At 43.4% G+C, this 19,694-nt stretch carries 23 protein-coding genes and 1 riboswitch; of the genes, 6 read left to right on the top strand and 17 right to left on the bottom strand.

The features are described from left to right. Window positions 1-39 precede the first annotated feature (39 nt). The 12 genes from AS030_RS12750 to AS030_RS12695 all read right to left on the bottom strand — a co-directional run bounded on the left by AS030_RS12750 (window position 40) and on the right by AS030_RS12695 (window position 10,263). Window positions 40-1,845, bottom strand: a complete 1,806-nt coding sequence (locus AS030_RS12750) for a phage tail protein (protein WP_061972263.1) — start codon at window positions 1,843-1,845, stop codon at window positions 40-42. Beyond that, entirely contained in the window at window positions 1,835-2,173 is a 339-nt protein-coding gene (locus AS030_RS12745) for a hypothetical protein (protein ID WP_061972262.1), read from the bottom strand. The genes AS030_RS12750 and AS030_RS12745 overlap by 11 nt, the downstream gene beginning before the upstream one ends. Before the next feature lie 50 nt (window positions 2,174-2,223). Next, window positions 2,224-4,629: a glycosyl hydrolase family 28-related protein gene (locus AS030_RS12740; RefSeq protein WP_061972261.1), complete on the bottom strand. Its 2,406-nt coding sequence runs from the start codon at window positions 4,627-4,629 to the stop codon at window positions 2,224-2,226. Continuing rightward, window positions 4,629-5,078, bottom strand: a complete 450-nt coding sequence (locus AS030_RS12735; protein WP_061972260.1) for a hypothetical protein — start codon at window positions 5,076-5,078, stop codon at window positions 4,629-4,631. The genes AS030_RS12740 and AS030_RS12735 overlap by 1 nt, the downstream gene beginning before the upstream one ends. Next, the gene (locus tag AS030_RS12730) at window positions 5,078-5,689 is read right to left on the bottom strand and encodes a hypothetical protein (protein WP_061972259.1); all 612 of its coding nucleotides are present in this window, start codon (window positions 5,687-5,689) and stop codon (window positions 5,078-5,080) included. The genes AS030_RS12735 and AS030_RS12730 overlap by 1 nt, the downstream gene beginning before the upstream one ends. Then, window positions 5,676-6,095 (bottom strand): hypothetical protein, encoded by a 420-nt coding sequence (locus AS030_RS12725; protein ID WP_061972258.1) that lies wholly within the window; start codon window positions 6,093-6,095, stop codon window positions 5,676-5,678. Before AS030_RS12725 ends, AS030_RS12730 begins: the two co-directional genes overlap by 14 nt. Window positions 6,096-6,205: 110 nt before the next feature. Next, window positions 6,206-6,409, bottom strand: coding sequence for a hypothetical protein (locus AS030_RS12720; protein ID WP_061972257.1), 204 nt, complete (start codon window positions 6,407-6,409; stop codon window positions 6,206-6,208). A gap of 99 nt (window positions 6,410-6,508) precedes the next feature. Further along, a complete protein-coding gene (locus AS030_RS12715) occupies window positions 6,509-7,087 on the bottom strand; it encodes an HNH endonuclease (RefSeq protein WP_061972256.1) in 579 nt (192 codons plus the stop codon). Window positions 7,088-7,117: 30 nt separating this feature from the next. Then, on the bottom strand, window positions 7,118-7,447 hold the full coding sequence (locus AS030_RS12710; RefSeq protein WP_061972255.1) for a hypothetical protein: 330 nt from the start codon (window positions 7,445-7,447) through the stop codon (window positions 7,118-7,120). Between the two features lie 117 nt (window positions 7,448-7,564). Beyond that, a complete protein-coding gene (locus tag AS030_RS24825; protein ID WP_061972254.1) occupies window positions 7,565-7,801 on the bottom strand; it encodes a helix-turn-helix domain-containing protein in 237 nt (78 codons plus the stop codon). A 1,776-nt stretch (window positions 7,802-9,577) separates the two neighbouring features. Further along, the gene (locus tag AS030_RS12700) at window positions 9,578-9,910 is read right to left on the bottom strand and encodes a hypothetical protein (protein ID WP_061972253.1); all 333 of its coding nucleotides are present in this window, start codon (window positions 9,908-9,910) and stop codon (window positions 9,578-9,580) included. Between the two features lie 2 nt (window positions 9,911-9,912). Further along, window positions 9,913-10,263 (bottom strand): hypothetical protein, encoded by a 351-nt coding sequence (locus AS030_RS12695; protein ID WP_061972252.1) that lies wholly within the window; start codon window positions 10,261-10,263, stop codon window positions 9,913-9,915. Window positions 10,264-10,400: 137 nt separating this feature from the next. Here AS030_RS12695 and AS030_RS12690 point away from each other — a divergent pair, with 137 nt between their 5' ends. The 3 genes from AS030_RS12690 (at window position 10,401) to AS030_RS12680 (ending at window position 12,367) form a co-directional block, all read left to right on the top strand. Beyond that, on the top strand, window positions 10,401-10,640 hold the full coding sequence (locus AS030_RS12690; RefSeq protein WP_061972251.1) for a helix-turn-helix domain-containing protein: 240 nt from the start codon (window positions 10,401-10,403) through the stop codon (window positions 10,638-10,640). A gap of 95 nt (window positions 10,641-10,735) precedes the next feature. After that, window positions 10,736-11,074 carry a hypothetical protein gene (locus tag AS030_RS12685; RefSeq protein WP_061972250.1) on the top strand — a complete coding sequence of 113 codons (339 nt, stop codon included), beginning with the start codon at window positions 10,736-10,738 and terminating at the stop codon, window positions 11,072-11,074. A 603-nt stretch (window positions 11,075-11,677) separates the two neighbouring features. Beyond that, window positions 11,678-12,367: a hypothetical protein gene (locus AS030_RS12680; RefSeq protein WP_061972249.1), complete on the top strand. Its 690-nt coding sequence runs from the start codon at window positions 11,678-11,680 to the stop codon at window positions 12,365-12,367. Between the two features lie 962 nt (window positions 12,368-13,329). Here AS030_RS12680 and AS030_RS12675 read toward each other — a convergent pair. From AS030_RS12675 to AS030_RS12665, 3 genes are all read right to left on the bottom strand, one after another. Beyond that, window positions 13,330-14,349, bottom strand: a complete 1,020-nt coding sequence (locus tag AS030_RS12675; protein WP_061972248.1) for a tyrosine-type recombinase/integrase — start codon at window positions 14,347-14,349, stop codon at window positions 13,330-13,332. A gap of 219 nt (window positions 14,350-14,568) precedes the next feature. Beyond that, entirely contained in the window at window positions 14,569-14,925 is a 357-nt protein-coding gene (locus tag AS030_RS12670) for a HesB/IscA family protein (protein ID WP_061972247.1), read from the bottom strand. An 81-nt stretch (window positions 14,926-15,006) separates the two neighbouring features. Further along, window positions 15,007-15,192, bottom strand: a complete 186-nt coding sequence (locus AS030_RS12665) for an aspartyl-phosphate phosphatase Spo0E family protein (protein WP_061972246.1) — start codon at window positions 15,190-15,192, stop codon at window positions 15,007-15,009. Window positions 15,193-15,533: 341 nt separating this feature from the next. Between AS030_RS12665 and mqnE the strand changes: the two genes are divergently transcribed. Next, on the top strand, window positions 15,534-16,628 hold the full coding sequence (gene mqnE, locus AS030_RS12660) for an aminofutalosine synthase MqnE (RefSeq protein ID WP_061972245.1): 1,095 nt from the start codon (window positions 15,534-15,536) through the stop codon (window positions 16,626-16,628). Between the two features lie 32 nt (window positions 16,629-16,660). On the opposite strand, the gene AS030_RS12655 is transcribed toward mqnE, so the two are convergent. Beyond that, entirely contained in the window at window positions 16,661-16,945 is a 285-nt protein-coding gene (locus tag AS030_RS12655) for a hypothetical protein (protein ID WP_338082331.1), read from the bottom strand. Between the two features lie 171 nt (window positions 16,946-17,116). Next, a riboswitch (FMN riboswitch) is annotated at window positions 17,117-17,306 on the top strand. Between the two features lie 215 nt (window positions 17,307-17,521). Here AS030_RS12655 and AS030_RS12650 point away from each other — a divergent pair. Continuing rightward, the gene (locus tag AS030_RS12650; RefSeq protein WP_129480122.1) at window positions 17,522-18,100 is read left to right on the top strand and encodes an ECF transporter S component; all 579 of its coding nucleotides are present in this window, start codon (window positions 17,522-17,524) and stop codon (window positions 18,098-18,100) included. 46 nt (window positions 18,101-18,146) lie between these two features. Here the strand turns inward: AS030_RS12650 and AS030_RS12645 are convergent, their stop codons facing one another. After that, window positions 18,147-18,383, bottom strand: coding sequence for a YuzB family protein (locus AS030_RS12645; protein WP_061972243.1), 237 nt, complete (start codon window positions 18,381-18,383; stop codon window positions 18,147-18,149). Between the two features lie 230 nt (window positions 18,384-18,613). Between AS030_RS12645 and AS030_RS12640 the strand changes: the two genes are divergently transcribed. Further along, a complete protein-coding gene (locus AS030_RS12640; protein ID WP_061972242.1) occupies window positions 18,614-19,678 on the top strand; it encodes an NAD(P)/FAD-dependent oxidoreductase in 1,065 nt (354 codons plus the stop codon). The last annotated feature ends 16 nt before the right edge of the window (window positions 19,679-19,694 follow it).

Below are 19,694 nucleotides of genomic sequence, written 5' to 3'. Positions count from 1 at the left end.
AAACCGCCACCCTTACGAAAGAATGACGGCTATTTGTTTTTACGAGCCTGCCAAGCCGGCCATTTCGATTTCTTTAACCATTACATCCATCAAGCGTCTAACCGTATGTTTGTCAGTCGGCCCGCCGTTAATATGGATATCGCCAAACTTGAACGTATTTCCGCCCGTTTTACCGTTATTAAACGCCTTATTTTCTTCTGGAGTTAATATACGTTCTCCTTTGTGCAACGTAGCCTGGTAACCGTTATACGGAACGTTTGAAAGACCGCCCGCATGTGATTTACCAGACTGAATTAGCCCGTTACCGCCCAGAAACTTCGGCATTCCGATACTCGGCATCTTAAAGCTGCGAATCGAAGAAACCATACCGCTCCAAGCCGACTTCACCTGGTCAATAAAACCAAGCAACGGACTAAAGAACCCCGCAACTTTGTCTTTCGCAGAAGCCATCGCCGATGCAATTGCATCTTTTACGCTGCCGAACGTTGTTCTTACTGCGCCAATAACGATTTGTAGAGCTCCCTTCAGAATCTGTTTAACTGCCGACCAAGCCGCGGACCAGTTGCCGGTTAAAACAGAAGCGAATAGCTTAACTACGCCAAGTATCACGTTAACCGCACCGGAGATAATCGATTTAATCCCGCTCCAGACCGATGATATTAACGACTTGATAGCCGGCCATACAAACGACATCACAGCGAAAATACCCATCGCTATGCCTTTTACCACGGTACCTACGTTACCCATCGCTTCTTTAATCATCGCTCCATTTGACGCCCAAAACTGTTTGATTTGGTCCAATTTCGCTTTAATGAAGTTAGCGACCGCCGTATAAGCTGCGACAGTCTGCGTCTTAATCCAATTCCAAGCCGCGTTTACACCATTTCGGAACCACGCGACCTTCTTATACGCAATAACCAGCGCCACACCGATACCGATAACAGCAAGTGCCACAAGCGCAGCCACACCGACTACCGTACCAAGCCCGATAATAAACGGACTCACGGCCAGCCATAACGATCGGAACGCTATTGCGAGTCCCGGCACCAACTTACCGCATATTGCCAGAGGCGAAAGTAGTAACGTAAATAAGAACGTTAGATAGATAAAGGCGCCCGCCAGCTTAGATATCGTTTGATGCGTTTCGGAAAGCTTCCCCAAAAATTTACCCATCGCCGTAACGCCTTTCATGATGTAGACAACAACCGTCGTCCACGCCTGCACGAACGGTTTAATCACCGGTGCCCACGCCTTTTTCAGCGCATCCAGGGCCGGTATCAAACGTCCATCAAGCGCATTAGATGCTTTAACGAGTCCATAGTTCAGACCGATGAAGCCCAGTCCTCCGAACAGCAGTATCTGATTCATACGGGTAAGACCGCTGTTAATCAGCTTAATGCGATCATGTATCTGTTTAAGATTAGCGCCCTTGCCTAATTGCTTTAACGCTACATACGCAGGATCCCCCTTTTTAGCAATCTCGTCTAGGCCACGCGTTACACGCAATAGACCACGCGAAACAGTGAACATAGGGTGGTTCCCGAGCATATCGAGCATTTTCGAACTCTGCCCAGCTTTCCTCTGCATGGCTTCAACGTTGGCGATAAACTTCTCTTTATAGAACGCCATTTTTTCGGCACTCATGTTCGCAAATTTGTCGGTTTGTACGCCCATAGAATTCATTAGTGATGAATACTCACGTTTACCGACGCTGGACGTCTTGGAGATGTTGCTAGATAGAGCCGTCGTTGATTTAGATAGTGTTTCGGTATTTCTTTGAATTTGCTTTAAAGGTTTAGAAATTTTGTCTGTCATTCTTATGACTGCTTTGAGATCAAACGCCACCTAACTCACCCCCTTGTATTCTTAAAATGGCAACGGTCATCCCGCTTTTTGCTTTATTCAGTAACGCTTCTTGTTTGCGAACTGCCCGGCTGTCTGGAGAGAAATAGTGCAATAACGTTGCCATCTCGTGTAGCTCGCGTACATAATCGATAGTACGAGCGCCCAGAAGCTTTAAATTCGGATCCTCAGACCGCTTGAAGTCCTGGCCAAGTTTCCGGAATTCAATTACTTCCGGAATGGACGGACTGTATTCGCGTCTTAATTCGTTAATTTCAATCATGATGTCTAGGCATTTGTTATAACGCGCGACTTTATCTTTATAGTTCATTTTCGTATCACCTCCTTTTCAAAATATAAAAAGACGGGCAAAAGCCCGCCTTAACTTCCTGCTGAGAATTGAACCCATGAATACGTTTCTGTTGCGGATTTCAGACACACGTAAATCTTATCCGCTACACTAGTACCGCCCTCTACTCGCAACATTTGACCGCGGTAGGCTGCAGACGCTGTTGGTAGCGTTGTAACCTTTGCAATCCCTAATGGGCCGTACATATTACCGCCATGTCGCGGTATAAATGCCGTAGCTTCCGACTTGCCACTTGTCGCAAAAATACGTCCGATCTTAACTCGGTTTGTCGTCGTGTTATTTACTTCGCTTAGTGTAATTTTTATTTTGTAAATCGCGGACGCTCTATACGCAATCTGTACTACATCGTCCGTATTTCCGGTGATGTCTTTAGCGACGGAATACGCACCGCCTGACGTTTTTACGACTTCGAACTTTACGTTTTTCGCCGACTCGCCCCATTGCATCGCGACTCCTAGCGATTCTACAAACGAAAGAGGGTTTGCTGTGAAGTCCATTTCGATAATTAACGGAGACGCAACGGTAGGCGTATTGTAAGAAGCGAAGTTTTCTGCGCGAATATCCCACATATTAATGTGTTCTCCTGCGGCTTTTGCTAAGTTAACGGTATATGTTGCCCACGAAGGCAGATTCGCAAGAACGTCGTCTTGGTTTCCGATCATCTGCGGCTTACCGGATTGTGTCGGCGGTAATGAACTGGACACCGTGTTAGATGCCGCCCCACCTGCGCCTAGCTGTCCGTTAGCACCCATTACAAGCGTTCTAGGTACGCCGTCAGGGTCAACCATTTCCAGCTTACTCGCGAATCTTTCCATGTACATATTGCCGCCCTTATTGCCGGACGTTGCGAAAAGACGGGAAATAGTAACTTTCTTTTGCGTGTTCTTTGCCGACAATACCCAACCGTAAAAAGTTAGCCGTAATTTCGTACACTTATCAACTACCGAGTAAGGCGGCGAAATATTTACCGCGCTTGACTTATTGCCACCGAATTCATGCAGCCATATCCACTCCGCTGTATTGCCGTCGTAGCCTTCCATCAATAAACCTTCTGGGAGTTGAAAATACGGGCTACTCGCGCCGAAATACTGCAGATACCAAACCGGATCAGACGTCATATTTATCTCGAGAACAATCGGATTGTTATAGTCAGTCGTCGAAGTGTCCCACGTCACGCCGTACTCCGTGTCCGGATTTAAAAGATCTGCTAAATTTCCGACGCCTGCCGGCCCTTTAGTTTGCGTAATCGTGTAGCCTCGAAGGTTGCCTCGTACAAGTGCATCGTCTTGATTTCCGTACATATTCGCGGCATATGGCATGTTTAGACCACTCGCGAACATTTTCGATTGCGTAAAATTACCTGGCGCATCAATATGGTTTTGACCACCCGGATTGTCATTGCGCCAGTTATTCGCCATTTCGAGTGTTGTCGCGGAAATAACCCGATTGAATTTCGCCTTGCTTCCGAACCAAATTGCCGGTTTGTCTTTCGGCATTTTGTGAACGTCCCAAAGGAAAATATCGAAAATGTTATAAGCTGATTCGCAATACAACACCGCTTCGGTAGTTGGCTCCGCTTGGAACTGACCGTGGAAGTAGTTACCGGCTACGTCGCGCGGAACATTACTGGTGCCTTCGAGATAAATTCCGTACTTAAAGTTTTGCGCTGTGATCTGATGGAAATAGTTCGCGTTCACCCACGCCATCTTGGTATTGTCGGACGCGTATGCCGCTTCCCAAGCCGAATCCACTCGCAAGTGAATGACTTTCTCTAAGTTGATAAACGTTAGATTATTACACTTAACGTTATCAATAAACGGCATGGCTACGGATCCTGGCGCTTTGGCTTCCATAAGAATTCCGGTCCCTGTGAAAGCACCATTGCCCGGATTAGCCGCCAAGCAATTGATGTTTTCGAGATAATGAGACTGACCGTAAAATTGAAATACATCGTCCGCATCAAAGTAGAAAATCGCCTTCGTAAAAGTGACGCCCGAAAGGTCGACTTGGCCTCCGGAAATACTCGACTGCGGTTTTAACTGGAAGACGTTAAAGTCACCGGTAACCGGCTTGATTACCGCGTTCTGCCCGAGTTTCAACCGTACGTTACGTGGTACAACGATTGTGTTGTTGATTAGATAAACGCCGTCAGGTATAACGACTTCTTTAATGGTTCCGTTAGTCGCAGTCAAAGCCGCATCGATCGCAGGAAAGTCTACGTTAATACCGTCACCTACTGCGCCGTAAGCTGCGTCTTTTACGTTAATTTGTTGGCTGTTTAGGACGTTAATTTTATCCGCATTTTCTTTCGCCTTCGCATCGAGCTTGTCGAAGTTCTCGTTGATTTCCGCCCGTTTAACACTATCCGAACCGATCCAACTGTTTAGCCCGAGATTCGCCGTCTTATTTGTCGCCACTATTCATTACCTCTGTTTAGTTGATTTTTTATTGACGCGTAAAGTGCTCTGTTCTCCGGATTGCCGTTTGTCTTTGCGAGTAGTGCTGCGCGTTCAAGGTCGGTTTTATTTACTTCTCCGGCCGTCAATTTCCTACTTAGTTCGCTCTGCAGTAAACGCCGATCGATTTGCGCTGTCTTCGCCTTTTCTTGCGCGTCAAAACGGTTTTGCTGAATGATAAACCGAGCTTGCGCGGAATCATCTTCCGGATTTTCTTCCGCAAACTTACGCAAAGACTCTAGGTGTGACTCGCTAAATGTGTTATTAAACGGGTGTTCTTCGGTAAAGTGCGCGTCTACCTGCGCCTGGTACTCGCGTTTTGCGGTGGCGTACGCCGCCATTTTCGCAGGATTGCCGCGCGCCTGGAGTTTTAGCGCTTCTAGTTCTGATTCGTTAATAAACTTTTCCATTATTTCGTCCCCCTAATGTCGTCTTCTGTTACGCCTGCCGGTAAATGTCCGCGTTCAATTTGTCTTATGGCATCAGGCGTAATGAAATAGCGCTCGACTTCTGCGGTAGTTTGCGGGCCGACGGATCCAAGGATATCGAACGCCCAGTCGCGGCCGATTTCGGCTTCTACAGCGTTTTTCTCCGCTTGGTACGCGTCAAGTACCGCGATGTAATCGAATACCGCCCGGGTAAATTGCTTTTTCACTTCTAAGATGGCGTCGAGCTTCGGTTGTACTTCCGCTTTTTCGAATTCTTTCTTAAACTGCATAAAGTCCGCCTTCAAGGATTCCGCGGTAATTTTATGGGGTACTAGCGTTGTGTAAACGGATCGTTCTTTTTGGCGGTTTTTATAACTGCGATCCGTCTCCTCGATTTTTACCGATAGGCTGTCGAGTTCCTTCGACTTATCCACTCCGGTTTTTAGGGATTCCGTGAAAAGCGTTTCATATTTGTGTTTTAAAGCGACAAGTTCTTCTTGTACCTTTTGTTCACGCTCTACTAACGCGTCAAAGCTGCTTTGTTGGCTTTCTTTTTGCTCAAAATAAGCATCCAATTTATCAAACTTCATCATAATCAAATCCATCTCCCTCGATTAGTTTTGTGATTCCTCTAAAAATGCGCACTAAAATAACCCTCATTTTGGAGGGTTTGCGTAGTGGCTTTAATTCGTGTACATCCAGTAAAATGTCGTAGTATCGTTCGCAGCGTTCTTTCGTGTCCTTAACGTCGCTGGAATGTTTTATTTGTGGTGCCAGGCCACCGATCATAAGGCACTCTTTGAAAATCCGTCCACTAGCCGTCCATACGTCCGTCGTATCTCCGCCTGCTAGTTCCAGCAGCTTATCGACTGCCCTTTCGTAGCCTTCGAACGGCGTGATTATTTCGTCCGCGATAAATCCGTCCTTGCCGTAAAGTACGGCGACCAGAAATTCCGTGTCTTCCACCCGTTCTATATTCGTGATAATCAGTTTTTTCATTCGTTTTCCCCCTCGTCCCAGGACCGTCTGCCAATGGATTTTTTCATTGACTAGCCTCCCGAAGTTTTTTCATTACTATATACGTCCAATCAAACCGATCCCTACGTGGATTACTGTTCTTCTTTTTCTTCTCCAGTCTCCGTTGTTGCCGTTGACTCATATTCGATTGACGCACTTTTCCGCTGCTCTTTCGTGCCACTAGCGCACTCCCCCTCGATTCTTCTTACCGCGCGACCAAATCGCTTATTTGATAATTTCTTTCGGATGTTCACAGGATCACCGGCAGTTACTTGCCGCCTAGTCTTGCGAGGCATCGCAATCACCTCGCTTTTCGCTCATAATATCGAGCTTTGTTTCTATGCGGACTAATAATTCACGGATATCGTAAACAGTTTCTAGTGTGAGCTTTTCCATTACGCACCGACCTTTCTGGAGGCCTTGCGCGCCTGTTTACGTTCTTTTATCATTTTTTCCCCAGCTTGATGCGTGCAAAGCATCCCTAACATCTCATCCGGTGAATGACCGTTTCTTGCCGCGAAGTCCTCTAAGAACGACTGGAATAATTCGGGAGTAAACGTGTCTGACCGCTCATAAAACGTTAAAACCGGCTGATTATACTTGGAACGATTACATGCCTCGCAGCTCGGAACAATATTAGCTCGACTGTTCGGATAACCTAGCGAAGGACTCATCACGTGCTCAATGTGGAAAATCTCGCCTTCTTCTCGTGCACGGCCGCAATAGGTACAAGTAGTAGCTTTTGCTACCTCGCTATATTCCGCAAAAGTTAGGGTGTCCGTACAACCTAACGTCTTCATTTTGTTGCGAATGTGGTAATATCGTTGTTTAAACTGAAAATCGTTTTCCTTTCGGCTGATAGCACGACAATCAGCGCAAATATTCATACGACCGTCCTTGCTCGCTTTGTCTTTATGAAATTCCTTTTTAGACTTTAATTGCTCGCATTTTGTACACTTTTTTTCGTTTTTCATTTTCCATTCTCCCTTTTCCATTTTTTATTTTTAGCCGACCAGTTTTACGGATACTATTTCAATCGTGTAAAGCCGGTCGATTGTTTGTTCATATAGTCGCGAATTAACGTTACGATCGCCGCGAATTTCATTTAGAAAACATGCGTTGTTGCTTTCGATGTCTAAGTACTCCGCACGCAGTCGGCGAGCTGTCGGAATAACCGCCTGGAACGACTTATAAGCCGCGTAAATTTCATTGGATCCGCGGTCAAATGTCTTTTCAAACGTCATTAATACCCCACCGTCTGGATTAGACAGTTCGCAAAACCCGTAAATACCGTCTGACTTGCGCGTGACTTGATGTTTAACATTTAATTTCATACTCAATTTCCTCCTCGTTTTTTTGCATATTAAAAACGCCAATTTCAACGGGTTAACCGCGAAACAGGCGCTCGAAAATGTATATGTGGCATCGACTTTAGGAGATGCAGCAAGGTGTCAGCCGCAGCTCGGTCTTTTATATCTGTCGTGAATCGCTAGTGTTTCCGCTAATGTTTCCGGAGTGAGTACGAATTCATCGATTAATGTACGTTTAACACGGTCGGTTAGATTGCGTTTGTCTCGTTCAATACGATTAACTTGCGCTGCAGAAATACCGAGTGCTTGCCCGAATACCGACTGAGACATCCGGAATGTTTCGCGGATCTTACGAAATTCGACTGAGCTAATTTCCACCTTGCTTCACCCCCCTTTAAATAAATTGGTAAAAAACCTTACCATAACGGTATTAAAAAAGCCGCCCGGACTATCAGGCATGTAGTCCAGACGACAGCTTTTCTGCGCCACCAAGCAGAAATTTATAAAACGGATTTACTCCCGTACTTGTAAAGATGATCGCTGCACGCGAAGGGAAACCGTTGCTATTGTGTAAAAATGTCACGTTTTAAAAAACTGTACTAATCGTCTCAGACGAACTGTACTAGTTTTACGTATGGTACCGCATCGTTTCGTCGGCTTACAGAAACCCCTTCGTTTTCAAGGCGTCTCTACGCGCGAAATTAGGAGGTTTAAGGCGCTAGGCTGTCTTACCCCTCGGAAGACCCAAACGTTGCTCCTGCGTTGACTCTACGCGGTTAAAACACGTCTTAAAATCGTGACCTGTACAAAGTTGCGGCGCCGATCTGCTCGATAATAAACTTCTGTCAGCACGACTTTAGGAGTGCTATGTTTTAAGTACTTCAAACCTTCCAGTCGTTCGTTCCTCACTCCTGGCACATAATTCTTTTATGTCTTAATACATTTTCGCGAAAATTACTTTAACGTAGTAAAGGTTTTATTAAAAATATGCGCCGACGACCATAGGGAGTCGGTATGTTTTAAATCTTTTAAGATCTTAAATCTTTTAAAGAACTTAAAGAACTTTAAAAATCTTTTAAAATAACATACTGTAGATTAAATGTCAAGAAGTTTTTTTACGAAGTTTAAAAAAATATTTTTAAAAAAGTGATGTTTTTTACGACAAAGGGTACCAAAACACTCTAAAAATAAAGCTCCAGACCCGATTTTAAGCTCATTTTTTGATTATTTTATCGTCGGCGGCTTCGCGTAATCACTTGACTGACTTGTGATTTTTGCGCCCCTTCACAGAGTAGAGGGGCCACAAAATCGCGAGGCAGGCAAGGGATAAGCGAAGGGGTATCTAAAGTTTGTGTAGCGCAAGCGGAACAAACATCTACGCACTTTAAAAAATGCCTTTGAGTAATTAAAGTTCTTTGTCTGCCTTTAGAATCGATTTTAAGGCCCCTAGAAGCGCCGTCACGGGGTTTTAAATCGTTTTGAATATCTCGGTTAGGGTTACCGCTATTTTTTCGAATTTCGGCGTACTAGACGTCTCATATCGATTTGCACGTGTCTCTCAAGCATTTTAAGCGTGCTTCTGGCGTTTTTCTAGCCGCATGAATACCTAGGCAACCCCCAGACGCTAAAATCGCTCTACGGGCCTTCTAGGACGCTTAAAACACGTACGGCGTTTTTATACGGTTTCGCCAGCCGTTTTTAAACGTGTTCTTACCGTCTCTACGGCGTCGTATTCGGCTTTTAAGCGGTGTTTAACCCCTACGCAAAGCCCCAAGCCGTTAAAATTGCTCTACGGGCGTTCTAGGGCGTCTGTGGACGTCGTACCGAAACTAGTACAGTTTGTGTTATATACGATTTTTAGACTGATACAGTTTTTACGAAAAGGGTACCAAAAAAAAAAACGCCCGTTTCCGAGCATCTTTTACCGAGGTATGCCAGGTCAACCGGAATCCCAGGCCGGTTATCCAACGGGAAGAGTTGCCGCTCTATTTCCGCTTTATAACCGGTCTTAGCCGGGGCTCATACGTTGTGCGCCCGAATGAACGTACGAACCTTAATACGTAATTATAGGAAGAATATCCAGCGCTATGGTCGCCGTCCAAAGCGCCTGACAGTTTCTATCGCCGTTACATGCCCGCATCATTGCCGTCCATGTTAACGCGAGCAACGATTGGTACCGAGAAGATTAAACGTGATATCCTCGTCCGCAGGAATAATCGTTTCGGTGAAAAAGTCTAGCGCGCTCTTACGTCTCATTCGCGCAACAAATCCCGCTACGGCCGGTGCGAAGTCGTTACCTTCGAAATCGCCGATTATCATGCTTCCACCGTTTTGACGGTACACGTCCGGATCCTCCGTTTTACTAACGCGTACCATACATAACTTATTTGATTCGTGGAAGACTCCATGCTTACCATCGTCCATTAAAAGCCCCTCATTTGCTTCGTACTCGTTCCCTAGGTCGATTAACATTACGATTTTTTTCATTGTTATCTCACTCCTTCAAAATTTAGTAAGTTGAAATTCGCATGCTCGTTAACCGAATGGGCCATAAGTTTAGTCAACAGTATCCAACCATTTAAATGGCTTAACTTATTAACGAGGATTTTAACGGTGGCTTTCGTTAATTTCTTGCTATAGTTCTCTTCTAGTATCAAACCGGAACTTTCTGCGCGGACCGTGTTGTCATCTAACCATCTGACTTGAGTAAGAAACACCGTTCCGTATACTTTATAAACCGCTGTACTAGCTCCTACCGCGAACCCATCGAAAGATTCGTCTTCATTATTAATGTTTACTTTCTTTACATCTAAAGGGCCATTCAAGACTGTCCACGCCATTATAATCAATCCCTTTCTTAAAATGTATTACGGTTGTAGTAACAATATATTACGTTTAGAGTAATACGTCAATAGTATTTCTAAAAAAGTTTTACTTTAATTTATCCGCATGCTATATTTGGTCCAGGAGGTGCCAAATGAGTGAGATAAAATGGCTTTTAGACAAAACCTTAGAAGAACTGGATATCACCAGAAATGCTTTGGCCGTTGATGCGAAAGTTAGGCCAGCTACGATTCAAGACATGGTGAATGGATTACCAAAACGTGTTGAATTTAAAACTCTACTTGCAATCTTGGACTCGCTAAACGGAATGAAAACAAAACGCGGTATCACACGTGACATAGAAATTAGTGACATTTTTATATACAAAAAATAAGCACTCTCCAAAAAGTCGGAGGTGCTTTTTATTATGTAATAGTAAAACTTCTAAAGTCATACGCTAAAGGTATATCGCGAAACGGAGGCGTTAAAATGAAAACAACAACGATTAACTTTCGGGGCTTTCTTAACGGAGATAATGGGGAGAAAAGCAATAAATCGTTAGTTAAGCCGATACTGATTAACGCAGCCATATACATCGCACTCGCACCCACTATTGGCTTTGCAGCGGATCCAGATACATTCGGCACTTTATATCATACCGGCATTAAATTAGCCGATTGGCTTTGCGTAGGAACGTTAATGTTCGGAGGTGGTTTGTGGATGCTAGGAAATCGTACCAAGGCGCTCGAGTACGTCTTATCGACCGTTTGCGGTTACATCGTTATTCGCCACGCTATAGACATACGCGACTTTCTGGCGAGACTATAACGTATAAACTGATCACCTTTGCGCAAACTACAGACGTTATACTACAAACGTTAGGAGGCGCAGAGACATGCATATTATCGCTGGACTTATTACCGGTGGAGTGATCGCTCTACTTACTCGTATTTTTGGGTAGAATTTTTATTAACGCGGTACCTGCATTATTAGCGTCCCACACGCATAAGCTGAGGCGAGAAGGCACGCCAAACGTACAGCTTAAACGGTTGTACAGACGACAAAAAAGCGCACACTGCGGCTGCAGCGGCGCTTAATTTTTTGGAGCATCACTACTGTATTGTAAGATACAAACTTGACAATATTTACTAATTATGTTATAATGATATTATACAAGTTATTCTTTTTGCTGGGCCAAGGCCTTCGCGGACCATCTCATATCAGAAAATATCCTAACGATGGGAGTGTTGCTTATGAAAACACTATGGGATATGTTTCAAGGATTCGAACTATCAATTATTTTCCTGACACTCGTTTTTAAAAAACCTAGTCCAACAATACTGAATGAGTGGTCTAGCAAAGAGAATAACCAGATCCGGCGCCCTAGTGCGTCTTTTTTTATTCTCATACATAATGCAGGAGGATTACTTTATGAACTTTTGGCACGCACTAGGGGAAAATTCAGACCAAATAGTAGCATTAGCAACTTTAGGTACAGCGTACCTTGCATATAGGGGGGTCAATATCTGGAGAAAACAGCTTATAGGAAAATCCAGATATGAAATCGCGAAATCACTTTTAATTGCTGTCTATGAAGTCAGAGATGCATTTATGGATGTGCGCAATCCACTAGTGTATCAGTTTGAATACCCTGAAAACAAGACCATCACTCAAGGTCCATTGACTGGCAACTTAAAAGACGAGCATAAGTATGAAGGAAGTGTTTATGTATATCAAAATCGTTTTAAAGGTTTAAATGAGGCATTTATAAAACTTGAAAGACTAAACCTGGAAGCCCAAGTTGAATGGGGCCCCGATTATCAATATGTTATTAGACCTCTCAGACAATGTAAGACAGTTCTTAATTTATCAATTAGGGACTATTTAGAATCACTAAAAGATCCTTTTTATTTGAAGGAAATCGAAAAGAAGAAAAGGGATTTAAGAGAAATGATGTATTACTCTGGAGAAAATTCTAAATACGATTTATTAACCCCAAAAATTAATGAAGCAATTAACTTATTTGAAGTTTGGTTAAGACCAACTTTGAAACAAACCACTGAAAAATATAATAAAAAACAACTTTTGGAACAAGCAAGAAATTTTGATATCGATTATTGAGTTTCCTTAAAAGCGCCATAGCATAGCAAGAGGCGCTCTTTTTTTATTCCTATATAATAGTACGAAGCGCAGACTCACATTTAATTTCATCAAATTCTCCCGTGTGTTTAAAAAATTGCGCGGATTTTCCAATCATCAAACAACGCGAATTATTCGAAGTGGCATGGGGGTAAACAAAATTATTACCCCGGCAGAACGCAGAATCATTTATTAAATAATTTAATTTTATTCAATTATTCATTTCGCATGCAAAATCTTGTTAACATAATACTAATTCTCGGGAACCAACGATTATTCGAAACCCTTGCTACGTCTAGCTTTGCGTTGATCCCCGTTATTCTTAATTATGCACGGTTTTATACATCATTGATCTGGCGCGGTTTCTACCGTTATCCCCTCGATTATTTCCCGCGTTTCTTGCATAAATAATACCGGGGCTGCCGGCGGTAACATAACGTAACTACCCCCGGTTTCGGACGGCTGTCCGCCCCAGCCGCCTCGTGCTGACGAAATGGGAAGCCGTGGGTAGCCGTATTTCGTAAACGTATGTAAATAGCGTAACGTTGCGTTACACCTGTATCATCGCGATAATCCTTACAGCCGCAAGCGTTTACGCATTATTAGTACCTGGTCATAAATATGTTACAACGTAACGATGACGCCACACCCTACCTTAAACTCTTCGTTGGACGCCGCACCACTATCGTTTGTTTCTATCTGCTTTGCGCTTCTTAATTAGCTCCCGTATTTCAGGCTTTAATATATCCGCTATCTTCCGCATTTGCTCCGAAGTCGGTACGAGTTTTTTCGGTTTCTTCATATTAATTATCACCCCCGTTAAAATGTACCACTGACGTTTGCGCCTTATACTCGTTTACTAAATCGTATTTCCTCGTTGGGATTACGTTTTCTGCGTAAATAAAAAAGCCCAGTGCGTTAACACCGGGCGTTCTTTTTGGTCACTAGTTCCGTCCTCTCAATCGCATAACTGGCGAAAAGTCGTCGTGACTTCTTCGAATGTCTTTTGTATCCATCTGAATATATCTGCGCATAGTCCTAATATCGCTCCATCCTCCCATTTTTTGAAGCGTAAAAGGATCGCACCCATTCAAAATCATATTCTTCGCCCAAGTGTGGCGGTAAACGTGGCAGGTCATTTTCTTCGCATCGATATCAGCCTTTAAGCCATAATACTTTAATCGTTTATTAAACTGATTGTGGCCTAATGGTTCTCCATAACAAGATAAGAAAATACGATCTGTTTTAAAGTGCTGCCGATTTTCAGAAATCAACTGCAGTAACAACTTAGATACTTGCGCGGAAATAGGTACTAACCTAGGCTTTCTGTTTTTACTGATTTCCGCGCTTAAAGTTATAAATCTTGATTGAAAGTCGATATCGCCTGTCCGCAAACTCAACATCTCCTGACCGCGCAACCCTGAGTCTAATAACAGATTCATGCCAACAAAGTCACGGAAGCCTACATAATCCTTCTGTTCCGGTTGTCTAAGCAACGCTTTTATTTCTTCTTCCGATAGGCAATTAGTTAAATCCATATCTTGGCGCAACAACTTTATTTTCTCAATCGGATTTACCTCGATCAGTTCTTCGCGCTCCAGGTAATTAAATACCGCTTTTAATACGCGCAGCCTAATATTAATGGTAGTATCCGACAGTCCAACACGCTGTTGATCGGATGCAATGTACTTATGTCCGTCATATCGCTTTGCATCGTACTTTTGATAATTGATGTAATTGCGGAAAACATCGACTGTAAGCTTGTCCACTGTTTCATAATCGTAATTCACTCGGATCCATGTTACGAAGTACTCCCAAGACTTCACGTAGTCTTTAAGCGTTCTCTCCCGTAACCCTTCCGCTCTCTTTCCGGCAATCACTAAATCGATCGCCTGTTCAAACGTTAATTGCGGATAATCCGCGCTGCTGGTTTGCGTTCGTTTAACGCGTTTCTTTAACGGCATAAAAAATACGACCTCCTAGACGTTATTTCCGTCAAGAAAGTCGTAGTTATTAACCCTTATTGCTCCAAATCGGGGATGTTAACGTACCGATTCGGAATTGTTTATCGTCATTTTCGCACTGTCATCCGCAACCCTCCGTGTTATTTCGGATAAGTTGCCGATGAGATTATCGAAATAATATCTCGGTGCTTAAAACGTTGATATACCGGGCTTTACCGCTTAGCACTCTTCAGGAGTTCCGGCATTGACGGCTGTACGGAAGGAAGATCCGCATCCGCAGGACGCGATGGCGTTCGGGTTGTCGATGGTGAATCCTCCGCCCATCATGTTTTGCTTGAAGTCAACCGTAGTTCCGTTAAGAATTTTCGCGCTTTCCGCATCAACGACAATTTTAAGCCCGTTGATTTCTTCCTCGTGATCTGTGCTTTGTGTTTCTTTATCAAATCCCATGCCATACGAAAGGCCGCTGCATCCGCCGCCTTTTACACCGACACGGAGAAATAGCCCTGTTTCCTCTTCTGCAGCCATCATTTCTTTGATTTGGCCGATTGCAGCATCAGTAAAGTTTACGATCATTATTATCCACTCTCCTTCATTGAAGGTTTTATACTTATAGTATACAAGTGCTAAAGAAAACTCTCAAGGCATCTGCCTTTATTAATACTGTTTTCCTTGTTCCATCTTTAAGATTAAATTATGTGTTTCATCTATTTTCTGGCTGTAGTTCAATACTTGAGGGTGATTCAGGCCCAAACTGTTGGCCGTATCAATCATTTGCTGGCGCAGGTGTTCGATCTGTTCATTATATTTATCAAGTCGTTCGACATCCAATAAATTTGTCATGTGCAACACTCCCTGGTTCGTTCCATACCTGGCTGTACCATAATTTTACTCTAAATTCAATATATTGACAATCACCTGGTACCCCTCTGTATTTTGCAATATTTTATCGCATTTGTGGATACTCTTTCCAAAACGTAAACAAGACGTAACCTATGTTACATTCATGTGACATCAAGGGGAAATGGTTCCTTTCTTGTCCTTCCAAATAAATGAGCGTATAATAGACACCGTATTCGCTGACCCAAACCAGGTGGCGGAATACTTCACATGTTTGAGTCAGCAGGTTCAGACCCTGCACAATAAAACATATATACATACCAATAAGAAACGGGGGAAAAGTAATGGCCATCATTACACAGGATACAAGAATCCATGACATTGCTGAAAAAATCCGTCACGGTGAACGTCTTTCAATTGAAGACGGTTTGTTTTTATACGAAACCAACGATATTTTAAGTGTCGCTCAATTGGCAAACGAGGCTAACCTGCAGAAAAACGGCGATCGTGTTTATTTCATTGAAAATATGTATATTAACCCGACCAATGTTTGCGAAGCTTCTTGCAGCTTCTGCGGCTTTAAGCGCAAGCCGGGTGAAGACGGTGCCTACACAATGAATGAAGAACAGCTTCTGGAATATGTAGAAAAACGATGGAACGATAACATCCGAGAATTCCACATTGTAGGCGGCCATAACAATGAAGTTCCATTTGATTATTATTTGGACACCATCCGCGTGCTGAAAAAAAATTATCCAAACGCTACAGTTAAAGCCTATACAGGGGCAGAAATTGAATTCTTTTCCCGAATTTCCGGCCTATCCATGAAAGAAGTTCTCGAAGAGCTTGTCAAAGCCGGACTGGACACCCTGCCTGGAGGCGGAGCTGAGATTCTTACCGAGCGCTACCGTGAGAAAATGAGCCCTGACAAAGCCTCAACCGATCAATGGCTGGAAGCACATGAGCTCGCCCATGGCCTGGGTCTCCGCACACACGCAACAATGCTGTACGGTTCCATTGAATCCAAAGAAGAGCGTTTGATCCATATGGACCGTGTACGCCAGCTTCAAGATAAAACGAATGGATTTATGGTGTTTATCCCGCTTGCCATGCAGCCGAGAACAGCGACTATGGGACTGACACGCCGTACATCTGCTTATGATGATATGCGTACGATAGCCATCAGCCGTTTGATGCTGGATAACTTTGATCACATTAAAGCATACTGGATCAATATTGGCGTACAGTTAACACAAATGGCACTGTCCTTTGGTGCGGATGACATTCACGGAACGCTTATCGAGGAACGAATTTCTCACTCTGTTGGGGCGTTGACTTCCCAGGGAATTACTCGAAAAGAGTTAGTTCACCTCATTAAAACAGCCAACAAAAAACCAGTCGAACGCGACACATTCTACAATGTCATCAAAGAATATTAAGAAGCAAACTGCCGGTCCTCCGGCAGTTTTTTTTATGATCTTAACTTCTCCTCTGTCCAAAAATAATCTTCATCAGCGTTAAGTATCGTCAGCTTGCTGTGACAGCAGGGCATAACAAGCAGCTGCTTGATCCCTTCCTTTGCATTATTCAGCTTGTCTTCCGAAAATGTGGTCAGCACATTGGAAGTATGGCAGTATGGGCATTCATTTATATAAATATCATCCATCATTTTTTCGTAGGGCCAAGAATGTTCAAAGTTTAGCATAACTACTGGCTTTTTCTGAATGAAGCCAGGTTTCCCTCCTTTTATTTTCAAGTGTTCTTCTATTGTATACTACATGCCAACAAAGCTGTGTGATTTCTTTTACCCCAGTCTCACTTAAAAGTAACCTGCTGATTGAAAAATCAACACTAAACTTTTGTAAGTCAAAATGGTTTCCAAAATCTTTTTTCTGCAGTATAATAATCTCAGTATAAAAAAATAGCGATCCATCTTCGGGGCAGGGTGAAATTCCCGACCGGCGGTATTTGAAGATTCCCTCTTCATCAGCCCGTGAGCTGTAAGAAAAGCTTCAACGCCTGTCTAGGCGTTGAAGCTAGACATCTTTGCTTTTCTTATTTGCTGATCTGGTGTAATTCCAGAGCCGACAGTACAGTCTGGATGGGAGAAGATGACGGTGCACGGTTCGGTTGATTTGCAATAAAGTGAGCTATTGCAAAATGACTGAGCCCTCGCTCAGTACGTTTTAAGGAGATACACATCACCTTGAAATGTTTATTTGACGATGCCTGACTACTCTCCCTTAGCGTTCTATCCGCTAAGGGTTTTCTATTGTAGAAGCATGCACTGCATTTGAAATCAAAGATGGCGCAACAAAGGAGAGATTTCAACATGCACAAGGGAAAAGTGTATAAGATGGTGGCTGTTTCCATGCTAAGCAGCATTGCGTACGTACTACAATTATTAGATTTTCCATTTCCGGGATTGCCTGCCTTTTTGCAGATTGACTTCAGTGAAGTTCCTGCATTGCTTGCAGCAATCGTATTCGGCCCTCTTGCCGGCCTGGCAGTTGAGGGAATTAAAAACGTTCTTCATTATGGGATCGTCGGCAACATGACCGGAGTGCCTGTTGGTGAAATGGCGAATTTTATCGCCGGAACCATCTTCATTGTTCCTGTGTCCTACTTCTACAGAAAGCACCGTTCAACGAAAAGTCTGTCTGCCGGTTTAATTGTCGGTACAGTCATGATGACTTTAATGATGGCATTATTGAATTATGTACTGATTCTTCCTGCCTACACCTGGTTCCTGAACTCCCCGCAAATGTCCGGTGAAGCGATGTTGAACCTTATACTGGTAGGTATTGCGCCGTTTAATGTGATTAAAGGCATGATCATCACAATCCTATTTGTCATCTTGTATTCAAGGCTCCAGCCTTGGCTGAACAAACAATATCAACATTCATCATAAATAAAAACAAAGCTGGCTCGATGAATGAGCCAGCTTTTTATTATGATTAAAACATTGGATTTTCTTCAAGAAATTTATAAACATTTTCTACCAGCTCGTCCGGCGTCTCCCCGCGCACAATATCACCATTAACCAATGCGAATAGAGAACGGGCACACTGACCACAATATCCGAGACAGCCGTATTCAATCACATCGAGATCATAATCCTGTTCCAGTTTTTCAAGTGCACGCTGCGAACCGTTGGCCAGGTTGCTGACACAAAATTCAATAATCGGTCTCATCTTATCACCTCGCCTTACTTTTCTATCGTATATCGCTCCGGCTTGTCCGTCAAACCCTTTTACTTCTTCCTTTTGTTTTTAGGAAAACAGTTGAGAATTTATAGTAAAATGCTATACTAAGAAGTGTTTGAATGTGAAATCGCTTCCTGTGAAGCCTTAAAAACTGCGGTATTATTGCGATTATTGTTGCCATTATTTACACATAGTGCCATAGAAAGAAGGGAAAGACAATGAAACACCTTGTATTGCTTGGCGGAGGATATGGAGGAATGAGAATCTTAAAGCGTCTGTTAAATTCTCCAGAGCTTCCAACCGACGTCCAAATTACCTTAATTGACAAGCAGCCTTATCATTGTTTGAAAACAGAATATTATGCACTGGCGGCTGGAACGATTTCTGACCACCATATTCGTGTTCCTTTCCCGGAACACCCACAGCTTAAAATAAAATACGGAATCGTGACTGAACTTGATTTTAACAACAAACAAGTCCAGCTTGCAGATGACGAACCCGTGGCATATGATGAATTAATCATTGGCCTTGGCTGTGAGGATAAATACCATAATGTCCCTGGAGCGCAAGAATATACATTGAGCATCCAGAGTGTGGACAAGTCTCGTGAAACGTATCAGGTCTTGAACAATCTCCCTCATAATGGCGTTGTAGGTGTGGTAGGCGCCGGCCTAAGCGGCGTGGAGCTTGCCAGTGAACTGCATGAAAGCCGTTCAGACCTTAAAATTATTCTGTTCGACCGTGGTCCAATCATACTTAATGGTTTTAAACCCCGTTTGAGCAACTATGTTCAGAACTGGTTCATTCAGCATGGCGTTGAAGTTGTTAATAATTCCAACATTACTCGTGTGGAAAAGAATGTTCTGTACAACCATGATACAGCCATTGAATGTGATGCGATTGTGTGGACTGCCGGCATTCAGCCCAACAAGCTGGTTCGCGACCTTGATGTGGAAAAAGACCAACAAGGCCGTGTTAAACTGACGAAGTACCACCACCTTCCGAATAACGAAGATGTGTATGTCGTAGGCGACTGTGCCAGCATGGCTTTCTCCCCAAGCGCCCAGCTTGCTGAGGAACAAGCAGAGCAAATTTCAGATATTCTTCTTAAAAAGTGGAAAAATCAGCCGATGCCTGAACTCGAAGAAATTAAACTTAAGGGAGTTATGGGTTCTTTAGGGAAGAAGAGCGGTTTTGGAACCATGGGCGGTGCTTCTCTCATCGGACGTGTGCCTCGTCTTTTGAAATCCGGTATTCTATGGCTTTATAAATATCAAAACTAAAATGATTGTAAAAACC

The organism is Fictibacillus enclensis, from assembly GCF_001457035.1.
Lineage (GTDB): Bacteria > Bacillota > Bacilli > Bacillales > Fictibacillaceae > Fictibacillus_C > Fictibacillus_C enclensis.
This window is presented reverse-complemented; position numbering and strand designations above follow the sequence as displayed.